The sequence below is a fragment of the Nocardioides glacieisoli genome (assembly GCF_004137245.1).
In the GTDB taxonomy this organism is placed as follows: domain Bacteria; phylum Actinomycetota; class Actinomycetes; order Propionibacteriales; family Nocardioidaceae; genus Nocardioides; species Nocardioides glacieisoli.
On the sequence record NZ_SDWS01000015.1, the window covers coordinates 52,047 to 76,195 of the forward strand.

At 72.4% G+C, this 24,149-nt stretch carries 20 protein-coding genes; 18 read left to right on the plus strand and 2 right to left on the minus strand.

Annotation, left to right across the window (positions count from 1 at the left end; genetic code table 11):
- The first annotated feature begins 2 nt into the window (after positions 1 to 2).
- The 12 genes from EUA06_RS21365 to cydD all read left to right on the plus strand — a co-directional run bounded on the left by EUA06_RS21365 (position 3) and on the right by cydD (position 12,548).
- Positions 3 to 584: a 2-oxoacid:acceptor oxidoreductase family protein gene (locus EUA06_RS21365; RefSeq protein ID WP_129479571.1), complete on the plus strand. Its 582-nt coding sequence runs from the start codon at positions 3 to 5 to the stop codon at positions 582 to 584.
- Positions 577 to 1,776 (plus strand): pyruvate ferredoxin oxidoreductase, encoded by a 1,200-nt coding sequence (gene porA / locus EUA06_RS21370; protein ID WP_129479573.1) that lies wholly within the window; start codon positions 577 to 579, stop codon positions 1,774 to 1,776. The genes EUA06_RS21365 and porA overlap by 8 nt, the downstream gene beginning before the upstream one ends.
- On the plus strand, positions 1,776 to 2,795 hold the full coding sequence (locus EUA06_RS21375; RefSeq protein ID WP_129479575.1) for a thiamine pyrophosphate-dependent enzyme: 1,020 nt from the start codon (positions 1,776 to 1,778) through the stop codon (positions 2,793 to 2,795). Before porA ends, EUA06_RS21375 begins: the two co-directional genes overlap by 1 nt.
- A complete protein-coding gene (locus EUA06_RS21380) occupies positions 2,788 to 4,428 on the plus strand; it encodes an NAD(P)-binding protein (protein WP_129479577.1) in 1,641 nt (546 codons plus the stop codon). The genes EUA06_RS21375 and EUA06_RS21380 overlap by 8 nt, the downstream gene beginning before the upstream one ends.
- A 17-nt stretch (positions 4,429 to 4,445) precedes the next feature.
- Entirely contained in the window at positions 4,446 to 5,000 is a 555-nt protein-coding gene (locus EUA06_RS21385) for a hypothetical protein (protein ID WP_129479579.1), read from the plus strand.
- Positions 5,001 to 5,003: 3 nt separating this feature from the next.
- Entirely contained in the window at positions 5,004 to 5,666 is a 663-nt protein-coding gene (locus tag EUA06_RS21390) for a DUF2238 domain-containing protein (protein ID WP_129479581.1), read from the plus strand.
- A gap of 91 nt (positions 5,667 to 5,757) precedes the next feature.
- A complete protein-coding gene (locus EUA06_RS21395; protein ID WP_129479582.1) occupies positions 5,758 to 6,075 on the plus strand; it encodes a hypothetical protein in 318 nt (105 codons plus the stop codon).
- Between the two features lie 36 nt (positions 6,076 to 6,111).
- Positions 6,112 to 6,444: a cation-transporting P-type ATPase gene (locus tag EUA06_RS21400; RefSeq protein WP_242498309.1), complete on the plus strand. Its 333-nt coding sequence runs from the start codon at positions 6,112 to 6,114 to the stop codon at positions 6,442 to 6,444.
- Positions 6,395 to 6,583, plus strand: a complete 189-nt coding sequence (locus EUA06_RS23445) for a P-type ATPase actuator domain-containing protein (RefSeq protein ID WP_129479586.1) — start codon at positions 6,395 to 6,397, stop codon at positions 6,581 to 6,583. Before EUA06_RS21400 ends, EUA06_RS23445 begins: the two co-directional genes overlap by 50 nt.
- Positions 6,584 to 6,768: 185 nt before the next feature.
- On the plus strand, positions 6,769 to 8,208 hold the full coding sequence (locus EUA06_RS21410) for a cytochrome ubiquinol oxidase subunit I (protein ID WP_129479588.1): 1,440 nt from the start codon (positions 6,769 to 6,771) through the stop codon (positions 8,206 to 8,208).
- Between the two features lie 18 nt (positions 8,209 to 8,226).
- Positions 8,227 to 9,240, plus strand: coding sequence for a cytochrome d ubiquinol oxidase subunit II (gene cydB, locus EUA06_RS21415; protein WP_129479590.1), 1,014 nt, complete (start codon positions 8,227 to 8,229; stop codon positions 9,238 to 9,240).
- The gene (gene cydD, locus EUA06_RS21420; protein ID WP_129479592.1) at positions 9,237 to 12,548 is read left to right on the plus strand and encodes a thiol reductant ABC exporter subunit CydD; all 3,312 of its coding nucleotides are present in this window, start codon (positions 9,237 to 9,239) and stop codon (positions 12,546 to 12,548) included. The genes cydB and cydD overlap by 4 nt, the downstream gene beginning before the upstream one ends.
- An 18-nt stretch (positions 12,549 to 12,566) precedes the next feature.
- On the opposite strand, the gene EUA06_RS21425 is transcribed toward cydD, so the two are convergent.
- On the minus strand, positions 12,567 to 13,250 hold the full coding sequence (locus EUA06_RS21425; RefSeq protein WP_129479594.1) for a GAF and ANTAR domain-containing protein: 684 nt from the start codon (positions 13,248 to 13,250) through the stop codon (positions 12,567 to 12,569).
- 90 nt (positions 13,251 to 13,340) lie between these two features.
- Entirely contained in the window at positions 13,341 to 14,051 is a 711-nt protein-coding gene (locus tag EUA06_RS21430) for a transporter substrate-binding domain-containing protein (protein WP_129479596.1), read from the minus strand.
- Positions 14,052 to 14,104: 53 nt separating this feature from the next.
- Here EUA06_RS21430 and EUA06_RS21435 point away from each other — a divergent pair, with 53 nt between their 5' ends.
- The 6 genes from EUA06_RS21435 (at position 14,105) to EUA06_RS21460 (ending at position 23,657) form a co-directional block, all read left to right on the plus strand.
- Positions 14,105 to 15,277 (plus strand): M48 family metalloprotease, encoded by a 1,173-nt coding sequence (locus tag EUA06_RS21435; RefSeq protein ID WP_165354494.1) that lies wholly within the window; start codon positions 14,105 to 14,107, stop codon positions 15,275 to 15,277.
- Positions 15,277 to 20,352: an AAA domain-containing protein gene (locus EUA06_RS21440; protein ID WP_129479600.1), complete on the plus strand. Its 5,076-nt coding sequence runs from the start codon at positions 15,277 to 15,279 to the stop codon at positions 20,350 to 20,352. Before EUA06_RS21435 ends, EUA06_RS21440 begins: the two co-directional genes overlap by 1 nt.
- A gap of 147 nt (positions 20,353 to 20,499) precedes the next feature.
- Positions 20,500 to 21,036 carry a SigE family RNA polymerase sigma factor gene (locus EUA06_RS21445; RefSeq protein WP_129479601.1) on the plus strand — a complete coding sequence of 179 codons (537 nt, stop codon included), beginning with the start codon at positions 20,500 to 20,502 and terminating at the stop codon, positions 21,034 to 21,036.
- Complete coding sequence (locus EUA06_RS21450) at positions 21,033 to 22,205, plus strand: hypothetical protein (RefSeq protein ID WP_129479603.1); 1,173 nt, start codon at positions 21,033 to 21,035, stop codon at positions 22,203 to 22,205. The genes EUA06_RS21445 and EUA06_RS21450 overlap by 4 nt, the downstream gene beginning before the upstream one ends.
- Before the next feature lie 97 nt (positions 22,206 to 22,302).
- Positions 22,303 to 22,608 (plus strand): MerR family transcriptional regulator, encoded by a 306-nt coding sequence (locus tag EUA06_RS21455; RefSeq protein WP_129479605.1) that lies wholly within the window; start codon positions 22,303 to 22,305, stop codon positions 22,606 to 22,608.
- A complete protein-coding gene (locus EUA06_RS21460; protein ID WP_242498308.1) occupies positions 22,605 to 23,657 on the plus strand; it encodes an arsenic resistance protein in 1,053 nt (350 codons plus the stop codon). Before EUA06_RS21455 ends, EUA06_RS21460 begins: the two co-directional genes overlap by 4 nt.
- Positions 23,658 to 24,149 lie beyond the last annotated feature (492 nt).

Here is a 24,149-nt window from a genome sequence, read left to right on the forward strand (position 1 = left end):
CCGTGTTCAGCGTGCGTGTCCACGGACGGGGCGGCCAGGGTGCCGTCACGTCCGCGGAGATGCTGTCCGTGGCCGCCTTCGACCAGGGGCTGCATGCACAGGCGTTCCCCAGCTTCGGGTCCGAGCGCACCGGTGCGCCGGTGGTGGCGTTCTGCCGCATCGACGACGCCCCGATCCGCGCCCACGACCCCATCGCCGAGCCCGACGCGGTCATCGTGCAGGACCCGACGCTGCTGCGGCTCGTCCCGGTGTTCGCCGGGATCAAGCCGTCCGGCTTCGTGCTGGTCAACAGCTCGTCCCCGTTCGCGGACCTCGGGGTCGACGACCTGGTGAGCGGGATGGATCCGGCCCACCTCGTCACGGTCCCGGCGACCGACCTGTCCCGCGAACGTCTCGGCCGGGCGCTGCCCAACACCGCACTCCTCGGCGGCTTCGCCGCGCTGACCGGGGTGGTCACGCTCGCCGCGGTCCAGGACGCGATCCGCCAGCGCTTCACCGGCGAGGTGGCCGAGGCCAACGCTGAGATCGCCCACCTCGCCCATGTGCGCGTCCGTCTCACGATGGGGGGTGGGGTCCGTGCTTAGGCAGCTCGAGGGTTCGCGCGCGGTCGCCGAGACCGTAGCCCGGTGTCGACCGCAGGTCATCGCCGCCTATCCGATCTCGCCGCAGACCCACATCGTCGAGGCGCTGTCCGACCTGGTGCGCACCGGTGAGCTGGAGCCGTGCGAGTACCTCATGGTCGAGTCGGAGTTCGGTGCCCTGTCGGCCTGCATCGGTGCCTCGGCGGCGGGTTCGCGCACCTACACGGCGACTGCCAGCCAGGGCCTGCTCTTCATGGCCGAGGCGCTGCCGAACGCGTCGGGCCTCGGACTGCCGGTCGTGATGACCGTGGCCAACCGGGCCATCGGCGCGCCCATCAACATCTGGAACGACCACTCCGACGCCATGTCGCAGCGCGACGCCGGCTGGGTCCAGCTCTTCGCCGAGTCCAACCAGGAGGCCGTGGACCTGCACGTCCAGGCGTTCGTCCTCGCCGAGCGCCTCTCGCTCCCCGTCATGGTCTGCATGGACGGCTTCGTGCTGACCCACGCGGTCGAGGAGATCGACGTCCCGGACCAGGAGGTGGTCGACTCCCTGCTGCCGCCGTTCTCGCCGCGACAGGTCCTCGACCCGGCCGCCCCGGTCACCATCGGCGCGATGGTCGGACCCGAGGCGTTCACCGAGGTGAAGTACCTCGCCGCGGCCCAGCAGTTGAGGGTGCTCGACGAGGTGCCCGTGATCGCCGAGGCGTTCGAGCAGGCGACGGGACGCTCGTCCGGTGGGCTGGTCAGCTCCTACCGCATGGAGGAGGCGACGATCGCGGTCCTCGCCATGGGCTCGGTCCTCGGCTCCGTCAAGGACGTGGTGGACGAGCTGCGAGACGTCGGCGTCCCCATCGGCGTCGTCGCCGTGTCGTGCTACCGGCCGTGGCCGCTGGACGAGGTGCGCGCGGCACTGGCCGGCCTCGAGCAGGTGGTAGTGCTCAACCGGGCCTTCGCCGTCGGCTCCGGGACCATGCTCGGCCAGGACGTACGCCTCACGCTGGCGACGTCGGCGACCCGGGTCCACGACGTGGTGGCCGGACTGGGCGGTCGTCCGGTCACGCGCGCGAGCATCCGTTCACTGCTCGCCGCGGTGATCGGTGGCGAGGTCGACCCCGACCGGCTCCACTTCCTCGACCTCGACCAGGACGTGGTCGCGCGCGAGCTCGGCCTGGCACTGGCGAAGGAGTCCTGATGGCACCGACGGATCTCAAGCTCTACCAGATCGGCACCTTCGCCGCGGGCAACCGACTGCTGGACCCCGGCGACCGGTCGGTCCAGGCCGACCCGGGCCGCGCCAGCTCGATCACGTCCGGGCACCGTGCGTGCCAGGGCTGCGGTGAGGCGCTCGGAGCGCGGTTCGTGCTCGACGCGGCGATGCGGGCTGCCGGCGGAGAGATCGTCATCGCCAACGCGACCGGGTGCCTCGAGGTGTTCTCCACCCCCTATCCCGAGTCCGCGTGGCAGCTGGCGTGGGTGCACTCGCTGTTCGGCAACGTCGCCGCCGTGGCCACCGGCGTCGCCGCCGCCCTCAAGGCACAGGGGCGCGAGCACGTCCGGGTGGTGGCGCAGGCCGGCGATGGCGGCACCGTCGACATCGGCCTGGGCTGCCTGTCGGGCATGTTCGAGCGCAACGACGACGTGTTGTTCGTCTGCTACGACAACCAGGGCTACATGAACACCGGCGTCCAGCGCTCGGGGGCCACGCCTCCCGCTGCCCGCACCGCCAACACCAGGCCGGTCGGGTCCGAGCCGGGGAACGTCTTCGGCCAGGGCAAGGACCTGCCCCGGATCGCCATGGCCCACGAGATCCCCTACGTCGCGACGGCCACCGTGGCCGACCTGCGCGACCTCGAGCGGAAGGTGGAGAAGGCGATGTCGCTGCGCGGCGCCCGCTACCTGCACGTGCTGGTGCCGTGCCCGCTGGGGTGGGCGTCGGCGTCGCAGGACACCATCCGCCTGGCCCGCCTCGCCACGCAGAGCGGGCTGTTCCCGGTGTTCGAGGCCGAGCACGGGGTGGTCACGGCCACGACGCCGATCCGCCGGCGCGTGCCGGTCGAGGACTACCTCACCCTCCAGGGCCGCTTCGCGCACCTCTTCGGCCCGGACGGCAGGCCGGACGTGGTCGCCCGCATCCAGGCCGGTGCGGACCGGAACATCGACAGGTACGACCTCGTCACCGTCGTCGACCCGGATGGCGTGGACCATGTCTGAGCACGACCTGCCCTTCGCGATCACCCTCGCCCCCGCGTCGAGCCGGGCGGACCTGACCGGCACGTGGCGCACGGAGCGGGCGTCGTACGTCACCCGACAGGCACCGTGCGGCAACGCCTGTCCGGCCGGTGAGGCGGTGCGCGACTGGCTCTACGACGCCGAGGAGGGCGACGCGGGCTACGAGCGGGCCTGGCGGCGCATCATGGACGCCAACCCGTTCCCGGCCGTGATGGGACGGGTCTGCTACCACCCGTGCGAGACGAGCTGCAACCGCGGCCAGCTGGACGAGTCGGTGGGCATCAACTCGGTCGAACGCTTCCTCGGTGACCGCGCCCTGGAGCTCGGGTGGCGCCCGCCTCCCGCTGGTCCGCCGACGGGCCGAAAGGTGCTGGTGGTGGGTGCGGGCCCCGCCGGTCTCGCGGCGGCGTACCACCTGGTCCGGCTGGGTCACGAGGTCGTCCTCAAGGAGGCCGAGTCCCGTCCCGGCGGGATGATGCGCTGGGGGATCCCGCGCTACCGGCTGCCGCGGACGGTTCTCGAGGCCGAGGTGCAGCGGATCCTCGACCTCGGCGTCCGGCTGGAGCTGGACACCCGCGTCGACGACCTGGTCTCGACCATGTCCGAGGAGCACTTCGACGCAGCCCTCGTGTGCGTGGGTGCCCAGATCGGCAGGCGGGCCTACATCCCGGCCGGGTCGGCCGCCCACGTGCTGGACGCGGTGAGCGTGCTCCACGGGGTCGCGGCGGGGGAGCAGCCACTCCTCGGTCGTCGCGTCGCGGTCTACGGCGGAGGCAACACCGCCATCGACGCGGCCAGGACGGCCAAGCGGCTCGGCGCCGAGGACGCGCTCGTGGTCTACCGCAGGACCCGGGAGCGGATGCCGGCGAACGAGATCGAGGTCCAGGAGGCCGAGGAGGAGGGCGTGCGGTTCCGCTGGTTGTCCACCATCGGCGAGGTCGAGGAGTCCTCGATCGTCGTCGAGCAGATGGAGCTCGACGAGGCCGGGTTCCCGCAGCCGACCGGGCGCACCGAGGTGCTGGCCGCGGACTCGGTGGTGCTGGCCCTGGGCCAGGACTCCGACCTGTCGCTGCTCGCCGGGCTCGATGACGTCGACCTCGGCCGCGGCGTCGTGCACACGACCTCGGCGATGATGACCGGCCAGCCGGGTGTCTTCGCGGCCGGTGACGTGACGCCGGGGGACCGGTCGGTGACGGTCGCCATCGGGCACGGCCGGGTGGCCGCCGGGCGCATCGACGACTGGCTCGCCGGCCTGGCCCCCGCACCCGAACCCCCGCGTGAGCTGGCCGCCTTCGACATGCTGAACACCTGGTACTACGAGGACGCACCGCGCGCCCACCGACCGCGCCTCGAAGCCGTACGCCGTCAGTCGACGTTCGACGAGGTGGTCGAGGGACTCGACGCCGACAACGCGCTCTACGAGGCGCGTCGCTGCATGTCCTGCGGCACCTGCTTCTCGTGCGACAACTGCGTCGCGGTCTGTCCCGACGACGCCGTGCACAACATCGGCATGCCGGGGACGTACGAGATCGACCTCGACTACTGCAAGGGCTGCGGCATCTGCGTCGCCGAGTGCCCGTGCGGCGCGATCGAGATGCTCCCCGAGGACATCTGAACGGCGGGAGGGCGACCATGAGGAGGTACAGAGCAGTGTGGGCAGTGTCGGCGGCAGTCGTCACGCTGCCCTGCGTCGTGCTCGACTCCGTGACCGGAGGCTGGCAGCGACTTGCCCTGCTGGTCCCGACGATGCTGGTCTTCGGAGGAGTCCTCGGGTTCGTGTTCGCCGACGACCGCCCCGACCGCTGGGCGTCGGCGCGTCGAGGGGCCGGCTGGCTGGGCATGGGCACCGCAGCCGCCGACGGGCTGGTGTCGACCCTCGGCGGCGCCGGGGCGCTGGCCAGCGTCGTCCTGGTGCTGACCTCGCCCGTCGTCGTCGGGGCGATCAGCAGCCAGTACTCCGCCCTGACCGAGCGACGAGCCGCCGGGACGCCGGCGAGCCTCTCGACCCACGAGCTCCTCCGCCGCTGGGACCGGACCACCGGCGAGGTGCTGCGGTGCACCTCGGCGACGCGCATGCTGGCGCTGACCGAGGAGCGTCGCGCCGTGCTCGACGAGCTGCAGCTGCGCGACCCCGTCCACTTCGAGCAGTGGTGGGCGACGTCCGTGCCGGACCGTTCGGGGAGGTGAGCCGTGCGACCAGGATCGGACCGCCTCGCCCGCGACCCTGCCGGAGCCCCGCTCTGGGTGGTCGTGCTGGACGTCGGCGCCAAGGTGCTGCTCGTGCTCGCCGTGAGCCGCGTGGCGCTCGATCCGGCGTGGGGCAACCTCGAGGGCAAGGCCCCGGGCACCCGCGCCCTCACCTACCCGCTGCTGGCCTTCCTGGTGCCCCTGGCGCACCTCCTCCGGCGGTCCGGGCGGCCCTACCCGTGGCTCGTGGACCTGATGGTCACCGTCCCGGCGTTCTCCGACATCCTCGGCAACAGGCTCGACCTCTACGACCGGGTCACGTGGTTCGACGACGCCATGCACATCCTCAACACCGGCCTGCTGGGCGGCGCCGCGGTGGTGGCGGTCGGGTACGTCGGAGCACCCCTGATGCGCCGGTTGGTGGTCTCGGTCGCGGCCGGCATGACGTTCTCGGTGGTGTGGGAGGTGTGGGAGTACTACGCCTTCGTCACCAGGTCCGCAGAAGTCGGGACGGCGTACGCCGACACGGTCGGGGACCTCGCGCTGGGCTGGCTGGGCACCGTCTGCGTGGCGGCGATGATCGGCTCGCGTTCATCCGAGCGTCAGGACAGCCAGCCGGCCGCCCGACGCCCTGCGCCGCGGCTTCCTGGAGCCACGGTGTCCTGAGGAGCCATGAGTCATCGCCCACCGGGACCAATGGCACTGCACCCGACGTTCACCGGGCTGCGACAGTGCTGCTCGAGGGGACGAGGCCCGGGTGTCCGTCCGTGGGGCGCCGGCCGAGCCGTACGCCGTGCCGGTCGACGTCCTGCAAGGGCGGGCACCCGGGTCACAGGGGGCCCGGGTCCTGCTCGCCGTGGGCCGCACGCCTCTGTCCCGCGAGAGCCGCGCCGCCCAGGCTGGCAGGAGGACAGGAGAGGAAGTGGGCCAGATGCACACGAGCTCCGAGACCGACGAGCACACACCCGCGGAGGAGGAGCAGGCTGCTCCGCGCCTGCGCGTCGCACCGTCCGCGAGCGACGGTGAGCCGCTGCCGATCGCGCGGTCCGAGGTGTCGGCCATGGGCGAGGAGTAGCGGTGCACGCACCTCGCCGGGACGGCCCACCTCGTGGTGCCTGACCCGGCTCCGTACGCCCCGCCGATCGGCCTGACGAGCGCCGCAGCGGAGCGTCTGCTGGGCGAGGTCGGACCGAACCTCCCACCCGACCGCCCACCTCGGAGCACCGTGAAGCGGGTCGTGGACCAGCTGCGCGATCCCATGCTCCTGCTGCTCCAGGCGGCTGCAGTGCTCAGCGCCTTGCTGCGGGACTGGCCGAGCACGGCGATCATCGTGCTGGTCGTGGTCTTCAACACCACCCTCGGAGTGCCTGCAGCAGCGGCGGGCAGATCACGTCATGGCCGAGCTCGCAAGGCTGTCAGCGCCCACCGCCTGCGTGCTGCGTGACGGCCGCACCGTGGAGGTGCCGGCGAGCGGCCTGGTCCCCGGTGACCACGTCCTGCTCGCCGGTGGACCTCGTGCCCGCGGATGCGGTGGTCGTCGAGGCCCACTCCCTGGACGTCGACGAGTCACCCGTGACCGGTGAGTCGCTGTGGCCCCGGGCCTTGGACCCGGGTCCGTGGAGGCCTTCGACCCCGCCACCGAACCCGGGACGAAGGTCCCCCCGGGACGGGAATTTGGACCGTGCTGCCGACCTCGCGGCCGCTCCTAGCGTGGGGACGACCCGATGTCCGTGGCCACGGACCGGCACGCCGACAGGAGACCTCGCACGTGGACCCGACCGACATCGCCCGGTGGCAGTTCGCCATCGTCACCGTGTACCACTTCTTGTTCGTCCCGATCACGATAGGACTGTCGGCGATCATCGCCGGCTACGAGATCACCTGGCTGCGCACCCGCAACGAGCAGTGGCTGCGGCTGACGAAGTTCTTCGGCAAGCTCTTCCTGATCAACTTCGCCATCGGCGTGGTGACCGGCATCGTCCAGGAGTTCCAGTTCGGGATGAACTGGAGCGACTACTCCCGCTTCGTCGGCGACGTCTTCGGGGCGCCGCTCGCGGTCGAGGGGTTGCTGGCCTTCTTCCTCGAGTCCACCTTCCTCGGCCTGTGGATCTTCGGCTGGGACCGGCTGCCGGCGAAGCTGCACGCGGCGTGCATGGTGCTGGTGCACGTCGGCACCCTGTTGTCCGCCTACTTCATCCTCGCCGCCAACTCGTGGATGCAGAACCCGGTCGGCTTCGCCTACAACCCCGACACCGGTCGCGCCGAGATGAACGACTTCGCGGCCGTGCTGCTCAACAAGGTGCAGCTCGTGACGTTCCCGCACGTGGTGCTGGCGGCGTACATGACCGGTGCGGCCTTCGTCGTCGGCGTCGCGATGTGGCAGCTGGGCCGACGCTCCTCCGACGCGGACCGGCCGATGTACCGGATGGCGGTCCGCACGGGTGCGGCGATCGTGCTGGTGTCGGGCATCGGCGTGGCGATCACGGGGGACTTCCAGGGCAAGATCATGACCGACGTGCAGCCGATGAAGATGGCGGCCGCGGAGGCGCTCTACGACACCGAGGCGCCGGCTGACTTCTCACTGTTCACGCTCGGCACCCTGGACGGTGAGGAGGAGACGTTCTCCATCACCGTGCCCGGGCTGCTGTCCTACCTCGCGACCGGGGACCCCCAGGCCGAGGTACAGGGCATCAACGACCTCAGGGCGCAGTACGAGGAGACCTACGGCGAGGACCCCGGCGCGGCCTACTACTCCGAGGACGGCTACACCCCGAACATCCCGGTCACCTACTGGACCTTCCGGTTGATGATCGGGCTCGGGATCCTCGCGACCCTGATCGCGGGCTGGATCCTGTGGATCACCCGGGCCGGACGCTCGCCGGCCGGCAGGCGGACCGTGTGGGTGGCGATGGCGTTGCCCTTCCTGCCGCTGTTCGCCAACTCCTTCGGCTGGATCTTCACCGAGCTCGGCCGGCAGCCGTGGGCCGTCTTCGGGCTGATGACGACCGAGCGAGCGGTGTCGCCGGGCGTCAGCGCCGGCGAGGTGCTGACCTCGCTGATCGTGCTGACCGCCCTCTACGGCGTGCTCGCCGTGATCGAGGTGCGCCTGCTCCTGACCTACATCGCCCGCGGTGCCGACCCCCTGCCCGAACCCCCCTCAGACGTCGACGAGCCCGGCAACGACCGCCCGCTCGCCTTCGCCTACTGATCCGAGAGCGAGATCCCCGTGGAGCTCACGACCATCTGGTTCATCCTGATCGCCGTCCTCTGGATCGGCTACTTCACCCTGGAAGGATTCGACTTCGGCGTCGGGATGCTGCTGCCGGTGCTGGCCAGGAACGACACCGAGCGCCGCGTCATGATCAACACGATCGGCCCGGTCTGGGACGGCAACGAGGTGTGGCTGCTGGTGGCCGGTGGCGCGACCTTCGCGGCGTTCCCCGAGTGGTACGCCACGCTGTTCAGCGGGTTCTACCTGCCACTCCTGCTGATCCTGGTCGCCCTGATCGTGCGCGGGGTCGCGTTCGAGTACCGGGCGAAGCGCGACGACGACCGGTGGCGCAGCCGGTGGGACGCGGCCATCTTCGTCGGGTCGCTGCTGCCGTCGATCTTGTGGGGGGTGGCGTTCGCCAACATCCTGCGCGGTGTCCCGATCGACTCCGACCTGGAGTACGTCGGTGGCTTCTTCAACCTGCTGAACCCCTACGCCCTGCTCGGCGGCGCGATGACGCTCCTGCTGTTCCTGACCCATGGCGCGCTGTTCATCGCGCTGAAGACCGACGGCGAGATCCGGCACCGGGCCCGCTCCCTGGCCCTGCCGGTGGGGGCCGCGGCCGCAGTCGCTGCCGTGCTGTTCCTCGGCTGGACGCAGGTCGAGACCGGGAGCGTGGGGTCGGCGGTGGCCTTCCTCGGCGCGGCGGGCGCACTGCTCGCGGGACTGGCGGTCGCGGTGCGGGGACGCGAGGGGTGGGCCTTCCTGGGCACCTTCGTCGCCATCGCGCTCGGGGTGGCCGGCCTGTTCCTCGCCCTGTTCCCCGACGTGATGCCGACGACCCTGGCCACCGGCACCGGCCTGACGACGACGAACGCGGCAGCCACGGCGTACACGCTCCGGATCATGACGGTGGTCGCCGTCATCTTCACGCCGCTCGTCCTCGCCTACCAGGGGTGGACCTACTGGGTGTTCCGCAAGCGGATCGCCGTCCACCACATCCCGGCGGCCGTCGGCGCCGGACGGTGAGGCCCGCCGACCCCCGCGTGCGGGCCAGGCTCGTCCCCGCGCGCCGGGCACTGGCCGGCATCGCCGCGACCGGGCTGGTCTCGGGGCTGCTCGTCATCGCGCAGGCCTGGGTGGTGGCGGGCCTCGTGGTCGCGGCCCTCGACGGGGACCACGTCCGGCAGTGGGGGACGGCAGCCGTCGCCGTGCTCCTGGCGCGCGGTCTCGTCGGAGCGGCGGGGGAGTGGCTGGCCTCCCGCGCCGCCGCGGTCGTGGGCACCTCCCTGCGCAGCGACCTCGTGGCAGCCGTCGTACGCCACCCCCGCGTGGGCAGCAGCGGCGAGGTCGCCGTCCTGGTCACCCGAGGGGTCTCGGCGTGCGAGCCCTACCTCACCCGCTACGTGCCGGCGCTCGTGCTGGCCGCGGTGCTGCCACCGCTGGCCGTGGTCGCGATGGCGACGCAGGACCTGCTCAGCGCGGTCATCGTGCTGTCGACGCTGCCCCTCGTCCCGGTCTTCGGCGCGTTGGTCGGACTCGCGACCCGAGACCGGGCGGCCGAGCAGTGGCGCGCGATGGAGGCGCTGTCGGGCCACTTCGTGGACGTCGTGCGCGGGCTCCCGACGCTCGTGGCGCACCGCCGCGAGCGGGTGCAGTCGGGCCGTATCGCCGAGGTCACCGACCGCTACCGGATCGCCTCGCTGCGGACCCTCCGCATCGCCTTCGCGTCCTCGGCCGTCCTCGAGCTGGTCGCCACGCTGTCGGTCGCGCTCGTCGCGGTGACGGTCGGCGTACGGCTCGCGCAGGGCTCGCTCGACCTCTCCACCGCGCTCGTCGTCCTGCTGCTCGCGCCCGAGGCGTACTGGCCGTTGCGACGGGTGGGCGCGGAGTTCCACGCGGCAGCCGAGGGAGCCGCCACGTTCGAGGCCGCGGACCGACTGTTGTCGGCCGAGGACCACGACGACCTCGATGCCCCGGCCGAGCCGGGCGCGCCCCTGGTCCTCGACGGCCTGACGATGACGTATCCAGGGCGCACCGTGCCCGCGCTGGCGCCGGTCGACGCCCGGATCCCGGCGCGCGGGGTGACGGCAGTGACCGGCCCGTCGGGGTGCGGCAAGTCGACCCTCCTCGCGGTCCTGGCCGGGCTCGAGCCCGCCACGGGCGGCACCGTGACGTCCCACGGGTCTCCCGTCGGTGGCGCTTCGTGGCAGTCGCAGGTCGCCTGGCTGCCCCAGCAGCCACAGTTCGTGGCGGGATCCATCGCCGACAACCTGCGGATCGCCCGTCCGGACGCGACCGTCGCCGACCTGTGGAAGGCGTTGCGCGAGGTGGCGCTCGAGGTGCGGGTCCACGAGCTTCCTCGCGGCATCGACGAACCGCTGGGCGAGGACGGCGCCACGCTGTCTGCCGGCGAACGCGCCCGGCTGGCCCTCGCGAGGATCGTGCTCGCGGACCGGCCGTGGGTCCTGCTGGACGAGCCCACCGCACACCTCGACGAGCTCACCGAACGGGTGATCGCCGACGCGGTCCTCGAGCTGGGCCGCCGCAGCTCGGTGGTCGTCGTGGCGCACCGCCCGATGCTGGTCGCGCTGGCCGACCGGCGGCTCGAGCTCTCCCGGCCCGCCGGTGCGCCGCCCGAGCGGGTCGCCCGGCCCGCGGTCACCGCAGCCGCCCCCGCCGCCCAAGTCCTGGACACGTCCTCCGGTGCGGCCGAGGAGCCCGCGGCAGCGGGGTTCGTGGGCAGCACGGTCATCGGTGCCCTCGCCTCGCTGTCCGGCGTGGCGCTCACGGCGACCGCCGGTTGGCTGATCGTCCAGGCCTCCAGCCAGCCGCCCGTGCTGACGCTCCTGCTCGCCGTGGTCGGCGTACGCGCCTTCGGCCTGGCCCGACCCGTCCTGCGCTACGTCGAGCGGCTGCGCTCGCACGACGCCGCGCTCCGCCTGCTCGGCCGTCGCCGGGTGGAGGTGTACGACGCCCTGGTCCCGCTGGTGCCCGCCCGGCTGGGGCGACGTCGCGGCGACGTGCTCAGCGCCGTGGTCGACGACGTGGACAGCGTCGTCGATCGGCAGCTGCGGGTGCGGATGCCCGTGCAGCAGTTCGTGCTGGTGGCCGCGGCCGCCGCGCTCGTCGCCGCGCTGGTGCTGCCGGTGGCGGGTGCGGTCGTGCTCGCCTGCTGCGCGATCACCGGCTCGGTGGGCTACCTGGCGCCCCGCTGGGGGGCACGACGCACCGAGCGCATGCTCGTCGAGCTCCGGTCCAGGCTGTCGACCGAGGTGCTCGAGTCCGTCCAGGTCGCCGAGGAGCTGCTGATGTGGCAGGCCACCGGACGCGCCACGGACCGCATCGCCCACACCGGTCGGGCCCTGGGTCGGGCAGGAAGTGGCGCCGCCGGCTGGACGGGCGCCGCGCGTGCCGCCGTCCTCCTCGCGACGGGTGTCGCCATGGCTCTCGTCGCAGGACTCGCCTCGACTGCGGTCGCGGACGGCTCGCTGACGGGTCCGATGATGGCCCTGCTCGTGCTGCTGCCGCTCGCCCTCGCGGACGTCGTCCTGCCGCTGACGGACGCGGGCGCACTGTCCGTACGGACCGCCGCCGCCGAGAGCCGGCTGCGCGCGCTCGAGCGGTCCGCTCCCGCCGTCCGGGACACGGTGGCCGACGGCACGCCCTCCGGACACGACGTCGCCGTCGAGCAGGTGCGGGCCCGGTGGGCACCGGGGGGTTCGCTCACGGCGGAGCTGTCCGTGCACCTCGCGCCGGGCGAACGCGTCGCAGTCGTCGGACCGTCGGGCGTGGGGAAGTCCACCCTGGCGGCGCTGCTGCTCCGCTTCCTGGACCCGGCCAGCGGCAGGGTCGTGCTCGGCGGGTGTGACACCCGGTCCCTGCGCCTGGCCGACGTGCGCCGGATGACCGGCCTCGTGGACGACCACCCCCACGTGTTCTGCACGACGCTGGTGGAGAACGTGCGACTCGCACGCCCCGGAGCCACGGACGCGGAGGTCGAGGCCGCCCTGCGCCGGGCGCGCCTCGGCGACTGGCTCGACGACCTCCCGGAGGGCGTTCACACCTGGCTCGGCGACGGCCATGCCGCCGTCTCGGGCGGGGAGCGCGCTCGGATCGGTGTCGCCCGGTCGCTGCTGGCCGACCAGCCGGTGCTGGTGATGGACGAGCCGGCGGCGCACCTCGACAGCGCGACGGCGGCCGAGCTCGCGCGGGAGGTCCTCACCGGAGAGCGCGACCGCTCGGTCCTGTGGATCACCCACGGGACCGCCGGCCTGGACCTGGTGGACCGCGTGGTCGACCTGGCTGCGCCGGCGCGAGGGCCGATCCACCGCTGAGCGCGGGGCCGTTCTCCGCTACCGCGCGTTGGCCTCGGCGACGAGCTCCTCGGCGACCGCACGGAGCTTGAGGTTGTTGTGGGAGGAGGCACGGACCAGGAAGGCGAAGGCACGGTCCTCATCCATCTGGTAGCGCTCCATGAGGATCCCGATCGCCTGTCCGATGACCCGCCGGCTCTGCAGGCCCTCGTTGAGCTCCTCGCGCTCCTGGGCGTGACCGAGCGCGATGGCGGCATGGGTGGCGAAGAGCCGGGCCATCGCCTGGGCATCGACGCTGACCTCGTCGGAGGTGGTGGAGTAGAAGTTGATCCCGCCGAGGGTGCCGCGGTCGAGGTAGAGCTTGACGGCGAGCTGGGAGCGGACCCCCGCAGCCCGTGCCCGGGGGACATAGTGCGGCCAGCGGTGCTCGAGCCGGAGGCTCGACACCGCGATCGTCTCCGCGTCCCGTAGGACTGCCGAGCTCGGGCCCTCGTGGAGCTCGTGCTGCAGCTCGTCCAGGGACACGACCAGCTCCCCGTCGTACGCCCGCGTCTCGATGTCGCCGCCCTTCGCGAGCGTCGCGATGCCGACGTGGTCGAAGCCGGGGACGGAGTTGCAGGCCACCTCGACGATCGTCTGGAGGGTGTCGTCGAGGCTGCGGGGCTTGTTGAGGGTCCGTGCCGCCTCAGCGATGGACAGGGCGAAGTCGGATGGTGCGAGCATGCGGCTCTCTCGCGAGCGCTGGGGGTGGGAGCCGCAACCTTGCGCACTGGTGGCGCCGGCCGACAGGGCCAAAGGTCCCGTCTGACTCCGTTACGCGGGTGGGGCCACCGTGGCCTCGACACCACTGCGCGCGAGCTCGTCGCGCACGAAGCCGGAGGCCTTGAGGGCCTCGACCCTCGCTGCGACCGCAGCGACAGCGTCAGGGTCGAGCGCGCGGGGGAGGCCGACGGACTGCTGGATCTCCATGAAGGCCGGCTCGAGGATCCGGCGCCCGGTCGCGGCGACAAACTCCTCCATCGGCTGCCGCACGCCGGCCGCGGCGTCGAGGTGCTGCTCCTCGAAGACGTCGGTCGCCTCGTCGGCACGGACCACGTCGGCGTGCTGGAGGCTGCGGGTGAGGAACAGGTCGTACGCCGACCCCAGCCGCACGCCGATGCGCACGCCCTCGCGGTCGACCTCGTCCGACGACGCCAGGGGCGAGTCTGCGTCGACGACGTGGACGCCCTCGATCAGGACGTACGGCGCGGTGAAGACCACGCCCTCCTCGCGGGACGGCTCGTTGGCGAGGAAGCAGAGGTCGACCCGGCCCTCGGTGATCGCGGCGTAGGAGTTGCGCGCGGCGTCCACGCAGACGAGCTCGAGAGCAATCCCGAGCCACTGGGCGATGTCGTGGGCGATGGCCACCGTCACCCCGCGGGGATCGTCGGGGGTGCCCTGTGCGAGGACCGGGTTGCCGAGGTTGATGACGGCCCGGAGAGTGCCGGTCGGGGCGACGGCGCGTGCGAGCGATGAGGTGTCCATGACCGAGAGTGTTCCTCCCGTGCTGCGCGGAGGGACCACCTAGGGTGATCGGCGTGCTCCGCCAGCTGACGCCGTTGCCCTACCACTCGGCGGTGACGACGATCCTCGAGAGCGAGCACCCGAAGGCGTTCGCGGCCCTGAGCTCCGGCCCCATCGGCGGCGACGACCTCGACCAGGCACTGCTGCGCTCGACGTACCGGCTGGACCCGACGAGCCATCCCGGGGCGCACGCCCAGCTGGCGCGTGCGGCCGAGGCACTCGGCGTGACGGTGCCGGTCGAGCTCTACGCGGGGGAGTCGGGGGACAAGCCCAACGCCGAGCTCGTGTTCGTCCCGGACCGCGCGATCGTCGTCCTGACGGGCGGGCTGTCCGACCTGCTCGCGGACGACGAGCTGTGCGCCGTCATGGGCCACGAGCTGTCCCACCACGTGCTCTGGACGTCGGAGGGCGGGCGTCACCTGGTCGCCTCCCGCCTGCTCGAGGCGAGCGAGACCGACGCCCGGACGAGCGGGGAGTACCTCGAGACGGCGCGCCGCTTCCGGCTCGCGACCGAGCTGTACGCCGATCGCGGGGCGCTGCTCGCGACCGGCCTCGTCGAGCCGGCGGTCGGTGGCCTGCTCAAGCTCGCGACGGGGATGAAGCAGGTCGATCCCGGGGCCTACCTGCGCCAGGCGGCCGAGGTCGACCTGACGTCCGGGAGCGCGGGACAGACCCACCCCGAGAACGTGCTGCGCTCGTGGGCGCTCCAGCAGTGGCACGCCCACGGTGACGACGCGGAGGAGGCGGTCGCCGCCGCGATCGGTCCGCCGCTCGACCTCGCCGCGCTCGACCTGCTCGGACAGGACGCGCTGCGCGACCTGACCCGTGAGCTGGCAGGCCAGGCGACGCAGGTCGAGGAGCTGCGCTCGCCGGAGTCGATGGAGCTCGCGGAACGCTACGGCGCGGAGGTGCCGGCGAGCCCGGCGGCGCTGTCCGAGCTCACGGACGACGACCTCAGCACGCTGCCGCCCGACACCCGCCGCTACCTCTGCGCCGTGCTCGCCGACCTCGCGACCAGCGATCCCGACGCGCCGCGGTCCGCGCTGGCCGCCGCCGTGGCCGTGGCGATGGTCAAGAAGCTCGACACGGACCTGGTGAAGTTCCTCGTGGCCGAGCTCGGGCTGGGCGATCGCGAGCGCACCGCCGTGGTCGCCGACGCCCGCGGGCTCGTGGCGGGAGCGGCGTGATGCGCGACCTCGTGGCGAAGGCCGTCGAGCTGGGCGGGCTGCCGGTGGACGACGTGCTCGCATCCACCCTTCCCCTCTTGGAGCAGGTCGCGGCCGCCCACCAGCTCGGCAGGGTCGCGCCACTGCGCGGGCTCGGGCAGCTGACGGTGATCGAGGGCAACCGGATCGCCTTCGACGACGCAGCCGCCGCGGCGCCGCACCACAACCGGTCGGCGATCAAGGAGGTCGAGCGCGAGCTCGCGTCCAGGGGCCTCGACGTCCGGCGCGGGGGAGACCAGCTGCTCGACCTGGCCAGCGGACAGCGTACGAGCGCGGCGCAGGCCGGCTCCGAGACGCCGCGGGCACGCCTGGTCCCGGGCTGGCAGCGGTGGGAGCACCAGGTCGGTCACCACGACGAGCTCACCGACATCGCCAGCGTCGGCGAGCTGCTCGCGGCCCTCCTCTGCGGGCTCGACATTGCCGACGAGGACCACGTGCTGCGCCTCGAGCAGCACTACCGCAACCTGTTCGTCCTCGCGCCCGGCCTCCATCCGGTGGTGGCCGGTCTGGTGACCTCGATGGTCGAGCCCGACCGGCGCCGGCGCGCGCAGGACCTCCGCGACCTCATCGAGCGGCTGCGCACCTACCGGGACCAGCCCGAGGACTTCGACCTCGAGCGCGTCCTCGACGCGACCGGCGACCGCGACCGGCGCACCGTCGTGCTGGAGCACCTGCGCGACCGGCTGTTCGACCTCAGCCGCCGCAACCCGCTGCTCCACTTCCGCAGCACCGGCCGCACGCTCAACCTGACCCAGGCGTCGGTCCCGCTGGTGCTCGACGTCCGCTCCATCGGCGCCGAGCAGCTGTTCACGTGGGGCGGTCCTGCCTCCCGTCGGCTGGTGGACGGCAAGGCGGTGGAGCTCGGCTCGGTCGTCCGCTGGGACGACGCGCCCTACGCCGAGCAGGCCCTCGACGCCGTCCGGTCGCAGGCGCAGCGGGACCGCGCGGAGTACGGCCAGGACCAGCTGCGGGTCGTCGTCGCCTTCCTGCGGTGGCACGACGTGCACGTCGACCCCGACGTGCCGATCCTGTCGCCGCTGGTGCTCGCCGCCGCGACCCTCACCAAGGCCCGCGGCGTGCGGCAGTCCTACAAGCTCCAGCTCGTCGACGCCGGCGAGGCCGAGGTCAACCCGGTCCTGCGCCACCAGCTGCGCGGCAGCTACGGCTTCGACCTCCCGACGACGATCGACCTCACCGACCCGGCGGCGGTCGACGACCTGCGCGCGGATATCGAGCGCCAGGCGCGACGCACCGAGCGCGGGGTGTCGATCGTGCTGGTCGACCGCCCGCGCATCGACCTGATCCGCTCGCGTGCCCAGCTCGCGCTGCAGGCGTACCGCAGGCGCCGCAGCGGCAGCCGGCCCAGCATCGGGCGGCGCCACTACGCGTACTCCTACACGCGGCCGTCGTGGCAGCCGCTCGGCGTGCAGATCTTCGAGGACCGGCTCGTGCGCTCCCCGCTGCCGCTCGGGGTGGAGCTCGGGGACGCGCCGGCGCCGCGCAGCCAGGCGGTCGGCGAGGTCGAGCAGGAGCTCTTCTCGCTCTCCGAGGGCGAGACCAACCCCTATCGCTGGGAGGTCGACCTGTGCGCGGTGACCCTCGCGAACTTCAACTACCGCACGCTCAGCCTGGTCCGTGACTACGACGCCCTCCTCGACGAGCCGCGGCCCCAGCCGGTGTTCGACGAGCTGTTCTCGACCGAGCCCCGCGAGGCGCCCGCGGCGACGGCGCCCGTGCCACCGCAGGACCGCTACCTCGTCGTCACCGCCGACGACTCGCAGATGGCGGCGGTCGCCCAGGCCCGCGCCGACGACACCTTCGTCATCCAGGGCCCGCCCGGCACCGGCAAGTCGCAGACGATCACCAACCTCGTCGCCGACTACCTCGCGCGCGGCAAGCGGGTGCTCTTCATCTGCCAGAAGCGAGCCGCGCTCGACGTCGTGCACGCACGCCTGCGCTCGCGCGGCCTGGACGAGATCTGCACCCTCGTCCACGACAGCCAGGCGGACAAGAAGGCGTTCGTCCACGGCCTGCGCGACACCTACGAGGCGTGGACCACCTCGGAGGAGGACATCGACGCCCTCGAGGGAGAGCGCGACCGCCTCGTCGGCGAGCTCGTCGGCATCCGGGCGGAGGTCGAGGCGTACGACGCCGCGCTGGTCGGCGCGGGCCGGCGCGGGGCTCGGGTGGTCGACCACCTGGACCGGCTGGTCGCCCTGCGCGACTCGCGGTGGGGAGACGACCTGTCGGCGAGCGACCTCCGGGTCGTCCCGGCACCCGATGCGTGGCACGCGGTCCGGCCCGCGGTGGACCGCCTCGGCGACGCGCTCGCGCGTGCCGGTCACGATCGCGTCCTGGCTCGTACGCCCCTGGCGGCGATCCGTCCCGGCGCGCTCTCCGACGCGCGCGCCGAGATGACGGTGGCGGCTGCGGCCGAGTCGCTCGGCACGTCCGTGGGACGCGTGCTCGGGTTGCTCGCCGCGGCGGGCGGGCCAGAGCCCGGCTCGCTCACCGTCGCGCAGGTCCGCGAGGTCGCCGGCCTGCACGCCCTGCTGGACCCGCTCGCCCGCCACGGTGCGCTGGGGGTGCTCTCGGGGCGGTCGGCTGCGGCCACCGAGCTGACTGCTGCCGTACGACGCCAGCGCGAGGCCCACGAGGCGGCCGCCGCGGCGGGTGGTGCGGCTGCCGGCTGGACCGAGCCGGTTCGTCCCGAGGATGCCGTCGCAGCGCTCGAGGTCGCCCGCAGCAAGGAGGGCTCGGCCTTCCGGTTCCTCAGTGGTGAGTGGCGGCGGGTGAAGGCGCTGGTCGAGCGCGGGTGGAGCGGTGCGGCCATGCCGGCCAGCCAGGCACTGGGGCTGCTGGTCGACCACCACGAAGCGGCTGACGCTGCAGCCGCGGTCGACGCGGAGGCCGAGCGCGCGTACGGCCACGGCGACCTGGCCGGTCTGGCGGACCGGCTCGTTGCGGTCCGGCGGCTGGACCAGCCGCTCGCTGCCTGGCGCGACCTGCTCGCTGCGGCCGACGACGGCCCGCGTGAGGCGCTCGACGACCTGGCCCACGACCTCGCCCGGCTCGACGAGGACCTCGCGGACGTGCTCGACGTCGAGCGGCTGCCGCTCGACGAGGCGCTGGAGGTCGCGGCCGCGCTCGCGACACCGGCGGGACGCGACGCCGTACGTGCCACTGCGCCATCGCTCACCGACATCGCCGCAGAGCCGTCGGTCCACCGGGCTCTCCAGGTCCTCGAGGCCACGCCCGACCAGGTCGAGTACGTCGTGCTCACGACCGCCCTGCGCGACGCCCGGGCGCACCTGCCCGAGCTCGACCGGCTGGACGGGCGCCGCCTCGGCGACCTCGTCGAGCGCGTGGCGCAGCTGGAGCCGGCCCTCCACAGGGCCAACGCCGCGGTCATCGTCGGCCGCCTGCGCCACAGGTTCCGCGAGCTCGTCGAGCACAGCGGGCGCAGCGTGACCGGCATGGACGAGGCGCAGCGGGCGACCAAGAAGACCTGGAGCACCGGTCGGCGCGAGCTGGAGCACGAGTTCGGCAAGGTACGCGCCTACCGGTCGATCCGGCAGCTGGCCAGCGCCGAGTCCGGCGAGGTGGTGGCCGCGCTGCGGCCGGTGTGGCTGATGAGCCCGTCGTCGCTGAGCGACACCCTCGAGCTGGCCGGGGCCTTCGACGTGGTCGTCTTCGACGAGGCCAGCCAGGTGCCGGTCGAGGAGGCGGTGCCGGCGCTGCACCGGGCCGGCCAGGCGATTGTGGTGGGCGACCGCATGCAGCTCCCGCCGACCCGCTACTTCCGCAGCAGCGGCCCGGGCGTCGACACCGAGGTCGACGAGGGCGTCGAGGACGACGAGGCGGCCGCGCAGGTCGGCGTGGTGCTCGACGCCGACAGCTTCCTCACCGTCGCCTCGACGCGGCTGCCGTCGACCATGCTGCTCTGGCACTACCGCAGCCGCTACGAGGCGCTCATCCAGTTCAGCAACGCAGCCTTCTACGAGGGCAGGCTCGCCACCGTGCCGGACCGCGTGCCGATGCCGGAGGGCCGTCCGCGCCTCAGCGTCACGACGGGCGAGGCGCCCGACCCCGACGACGTACGCGCCACCACCGACGCCGTCCTCGACCGCAGCATCAGCGTGGTCCGGGTCAGCGACGGCGTCTACACGCGACGCACCAACCCGGCCGAGGCCCAGTGGGTCGCGGAGCTGACGCGCGACCTGCTGCTGCGGGGCACCGGGCTCACGATCGGCATCGTGGCCTTCTCCGAGGCCCAGCAGACCGAGATCGAGAACGCGCTGGCGTCGCTGGCCGCCGCCGACCCCGACTTCGCCGTGGCCTACGAGACCGAGGTCGACCGCGAGGAGGACGGCCAGACCGTCGGCCTCTTCGTGAAGAACCTGGAGAACGTCCAGGGCGACGAGCGCGACGTGATCATCATGAGCGTCTGCTACGCCCGCGGCCCCGACGGCCGGATGCGGATGAACTTCGGCCCGATCAACAACAGCGGCGGCGAGAAGCGGCTCAACGTCATCTTCAGCCGCGCTCGCCAGCACATGGTGCTGGTGAGCAGCATCGAGCCCGCGATGATCAGCAACACCTACAACGACGGTGCGGCGTCGCTGCGCGGCTTCCTCCAGTACGCCGACGCAGTGTCCGAGGGCGACCCCGCGGCCATGCGGTCCGCGCTGGGCTCGTGGCGGCAGGGTGGGGCCGACCGGGACGGCCCGCCCGACATCGTCGACCAGCTGGCTGAGGCACTGCGCGAGCGTGGGCTCGACGTCGCGCTCTCGGTCGGTCAGTCCGGCTTCCGGTGCGACCTCGCCCTGCGCAGGGTCGGTGAGCCGACGTGGCGCACGGCGGTCCTGGTCGACCACGCCGCGCGCGTCGACCGGGCATCGGGGGAGCAGCGCCGCACCATCCAGCCGGCCGTCCTGCGCTCCGCCGGGTGGAAGGTCGAGCAGGTCCTCGCGACCGACTGGCTCGACGACCCCGACGCCGTGGTCGAGCGACTGGTGCGCAGCGCGGAGGCCTGAGCCGGCCCTCGGCTTGTGCGGTGCTGGCGGTGTGGATGCCGCACCGCCAGCACCGCGCTAGCTGGTCGTGGGTGACTGCTCCGAACCTTTTGTCGGTCCGGGAGCGTCGTGTTGAGTGACCCCCTCCATCCGTTCTCAGGAGCACAGATGCCACGACGCGATCCGGCGGCCTTCGCCGAGTTCGTCGCCGCACGGTCGGCCGCCCTGCACCGCACGGCGTACCTCATGGTCGGCGAGCGGCAGCTGGCCCAGGACCTGCTGCAGGAGGCGTTCACGAAGACCTACGTCAAGTGGCCCACGTTGCGCGACCCCGCCAAGGCGGAGGCGTACACCCGCAAGGTCATCACGACGACCGCGATCTCGTGGTACCGCCGCAAGTCGTGGCAGGAACGACCCAGCGACACGATCCCCGAGGCGAGCCACGGCGGGCACGCCGACGAGCTCACGCAGCGCGAGTGGGTGTGGTCGGCCTTGCAGGACCTGCCGCCGCGGCAGCGGGCCGCGATCGTGCTCCGCTACTACGAGGACCTCACCGAGGCCCAGACCGCGGCCGCCCTCGGCTGTGCCGTCGGCACCGTGAAGAGCCAGGTGCACGCGGGCCTGGCCACGCTCCGTACGACCCTCGACTCCCGCGGTGGGCACCTCGACCTGCTCCCCGCCGACCTGACGGTGGTGAACCGATGACCGGACTCCTCAAGGACGTCATGCACGACCGCGCCGACTCCCTCGACGCGCCCGACCTCGACGTGGCCGCCATGCTCCGCGACGGCGACCGCCAGGTGCGCCGGCGGCTGACCGGCGTCGTCGGAGCGGTGGCAGCGTCGTTGGTGGTCGTCGCCGGGATCGCGGTTCCCACTGTGCTGTCCGACGACTCCCGCGGGCCCGACGTCGCGACTCCCGTGGTCTCCTACGAGCTCGCCTACGCACTGGGGGGCACCATCCACGACGGCTCCCGGACCGTGGAGACGGACCTGGCGATCAACGCGCTCGTGCAAGCGCCGAGCGGGTACGTCGTCGCCGACCGCCAAGGTCGAGTGCACACCGTCGTCGACGGTGAGTCGCAGCAGGTCGGGCGACTGGCGGACCCCGACCGGGGCCGGCTGGTGTCCGACGACGATGTCGTCGCCTGGGTGGACGCGGCCGAGGCAGGCGCCCTGAGCGTGCTCGACCTCGCCACCGGCGACCGCGTCGACGTCCCGATCGAGGACCTGCCCGGCGATCCCGTCTCCCCGAACCCCGGCAGCGTCGGCGGTGCCGGCGCCGACATCGTGGCCGTCGACGGTCGCACCGTCTACGTGCCCGCCGCCCGTGGCGTGCTGGCCTGGGACGCGCTGGACGGCGGGGATCCCGTCCTCCTGCCCGCTGCGGACGGTGTCGGGGCGGAGGTGCTGCAGGTCGAGGACGGCGAGATCCTGCAGGTGGCGACCTCGTTCGAGCCGCAGGAGGTCGACGGGTCCACGACCATGGTCCAGGTCGAGGAGCTGCGCTCCGGCCCCGACCTCCTCGACACCCGCGCCCTCCCGGGCACGGGCGGAGCGCTGTCCCCGGACGGACAGCGGGCCGTGCTCCACACGCGGGTGTCCCCGCCGGACGGGGTCAGCTACTACACGACGGTGGTGGGGGAGGTCGGCGCAGACGCCTGGACGCCGGTGGCACCCCAGCCCTACGACAGCGTCCTCGGCTACCAGTGGCTGGACGCCGACACGTTCGCCGCGACGGCGTCGATCTCCACCGAGACGTCCGCGCGCCAGGACCTGCTGACCTGCGAGGCCGACACGGCCACCTGCACCGTCGCGCTGCGCGGCGGTGGTGCCGACTCGCCCGTCGTCGCGACGGGGCGGGTCGCGGGCTGAATGTCCACAGGTCGTCGACATCAGGCGGCCCACCGCGGACGTCAACGCAGCACGACAGCTGGACCTTGGAGTCGACTAGAAGGTTTAGGGTCGGTCCGTGCGCATCTCGCAGGTGGCAAGGTCGACGGGAATCCCAGCGACCACCCTCCGCTACTACGACTCGCTCGGGTTGATCGGTGCGCGGCGTGAGTCGAACGGTTACCGCTCGTACGACGAGACGGTGCTCGAGCGGCTGTCATCCCTCCGGCTGCTGCGGGACCGGCTTGCCGCCGCGACCGGGCGGGTGGCGGAGTGCCCGGACAGTGGGGAGTCTTGTCGAAGTGAGTACATGTCGTCGGGCGAGCGGGCGAGCTGCGACACCGGTGAGGATGTCCGGATCCACCACAGGCAGACGCACCGGTGAACGACCTCCAGTGCCCTCCTGGTCGCTTCCGATCGATGGTGGAGTGGTGGGACGCACACCAGATTCCGTTGTACCTGGCTGCGATCGTGCTCGGTGCATTCGTCGGTCTGTCGGCTTCCGGGGTCGCGCCGACGTTGCAGCACTCGATCAACCCGGTGCTGGCGATGCTGCTGTTCGCGACGTTCCTCAGCGTTCCTCTTGGCGAGGTCGGCCGGGCGTTCGCGGATGTGCGCTTCCTGGGCACCGTGCTGGTGGCGAACTTCGTCGTGGTCCCTGCAGTCGCGTTCGGGCTCTCCCGTTTCGTCGCTGACAACCGCGGGCTCATGCTTGGCCTGCTGCTCGTGCTGCTCACGCCGTGCATCGACTACGTCATCGTCTTCACCGGCCTGGCCGGCGGGGCACAGGCACGCCTCCTCGCGGCGGCGCCCCTGTTGATGATCGCGCAGATGCTCCTGCTTCCGGTCTACCTGTTCATGTTCGCCGGATCCGACGTTCTCGACGTCGTGGACCTCGAGCCGTTCATCGAGGCTTTCCTCGTGCTGATCGTCGCGCCGCTCGCCGCCGCCGGAATCGTCCAGGCGATCGGTCGCCGTCATCGGATCGGAGTGGTCATCGAGGAGCTGATGGCTGGCGCCATGGTGCCTCTGATGATGGCCACCCTTGCCGTGGTCATCGGTTCCCAGATCGCTGCCGTAGGGTCTGAAGCCGTTGAGCTGGCGCGTCTGATCCCGCTCTACGTGATCTTCGTCGTCGTTGCGGTCACGGTGGGCAGGATCGCTGCGAGAACCGCCCGCCTCGATGTCCCGGCGACCCGGGCTGTCATGTTTTCGGTGTCGACCCGCAACTCGCTGGTCGTGCTCCCGCTGGCGCTGGCCCTACCTGAAGCGCTTGACATCGCGCCTCTGGCCGTCGTCACGCAGACCATGGTGGAGCTCGTCGCGATGGTGGTCCTGGTTCGACTCGTTCCTCGACTTGCCCCGCAGATCGTGGGTCCCCATGACGCCCGGGCCGGGTCCGAGGCGCGCCCGGCACCTCACGCGTCGAACTGATCGGAATCGCACGTGGATGCCATACCTGGGTCCGGACGTACGTCGACCCATGCCGGCGTGCGACTCGCACCACGGAGAAGTGCAGTCCCTGCTGCGTCCTTCATCGCGTCGTACAGAGCGCGCTGCTTCCACGCGTCGGGTCACGTCCGCGCCGCCGGCCAGCAGGAACCGGCCGCGCGATGCGCTGGTCTGTTCGACGCGGGTCAACGCCTCGGCGAACAGGCGTCGAACTGGGCGACGCGCACGGGTTGCTCGCTTGTCGGCAGCGTGGACGCCTGAAGAGGAACCCAGGTCAGAGCAGGGCCGCCATCTCAGCCGTACGGTGATCAGGCCGCAAACAGCAGGTACAACCCTCCGATGGTGAAGCTCACCATCGCCACGAGCAGGGGCAGCTGACCGGTCAGCTGGTGCCGTCGTGGGAGGAGCTTGATGGCACGGTCGTGGGCGGCCACCACCCCGAGCACGTGGCCGAGCGCGACGGCGAGGACCTTG

What these genes read in the sequence shown, in the direction of transcription:
- EUA06_RS21375 (WP_129479575.1), top strand. Translation starts at nt 1,776, where the DNA reads ATGGCACCGACGGATCTCAAGCTCTACCAGATCGGCACCTTCGCCGCG.
- EUA06_RS21380 (WP_129479577.1), top strand. Translation starts at nt 2,788, where the DNA reads ATGTCTGAGCACGACCTGCCCTTCGCGATCACCCTCGCCCCCGCGTCG.
- EUA06_RS21385 (WP_129479579.1), top strand. Translation starts at nt 4,446, where the DNA reads ATGAGGAGGTACAGAGCAGTGTGGGCAGTGTCGGCGGCAGTCGTCACG.
- EUA06_RS23445 (WP_129479586.1), top strand. Translation starts at nt 6,395, where the DNA reads ATGGCCGAGCTCGCAAGGCTGTCAGCGCCCACCGCCTGCGTGCTGCGT.
- EUA06_RS21425 (WP_129479594.1), bottom strand. Translation starts at nt 13,250, where the DNA reads ATGCTCGCACCATCCGACTTCGCCCTGTCCATCGCTGAGGCGGCACGG.
- EUA06_RS21430 (WP_129479596.1), bottom strand. Translation starts at nt 14,051, where the DNA reads ATGGACACCTCATCGCTCGCACGCGCCGTCGCCCCGACCGGCACTCTC.
- EUA06_RS21440 (WP_129479600.1), top strand. Translation starts at nt 15,277, where the DNA reads ATGCGCGACCTCGTGGCGAAGGCCGTCGAGCTGGGCGGGCTGCCGGTG.
- EUA06_RS21445 (WP_129479601.1), top strand. Translation starts at nt 20,500, where the DNA reads ATGCCACGACGCGATCCGGCGGCCTTCGCCGAGTTCGTCGCCGCACGG.
- EUA06_RS21450 (WP_129479603.1), top strand. Translation starts at nt 21,033, where the DNA reads ATGACCGGACTCCTCAAGGACGTCATGCACGACCGCGCCGACTCCCTC.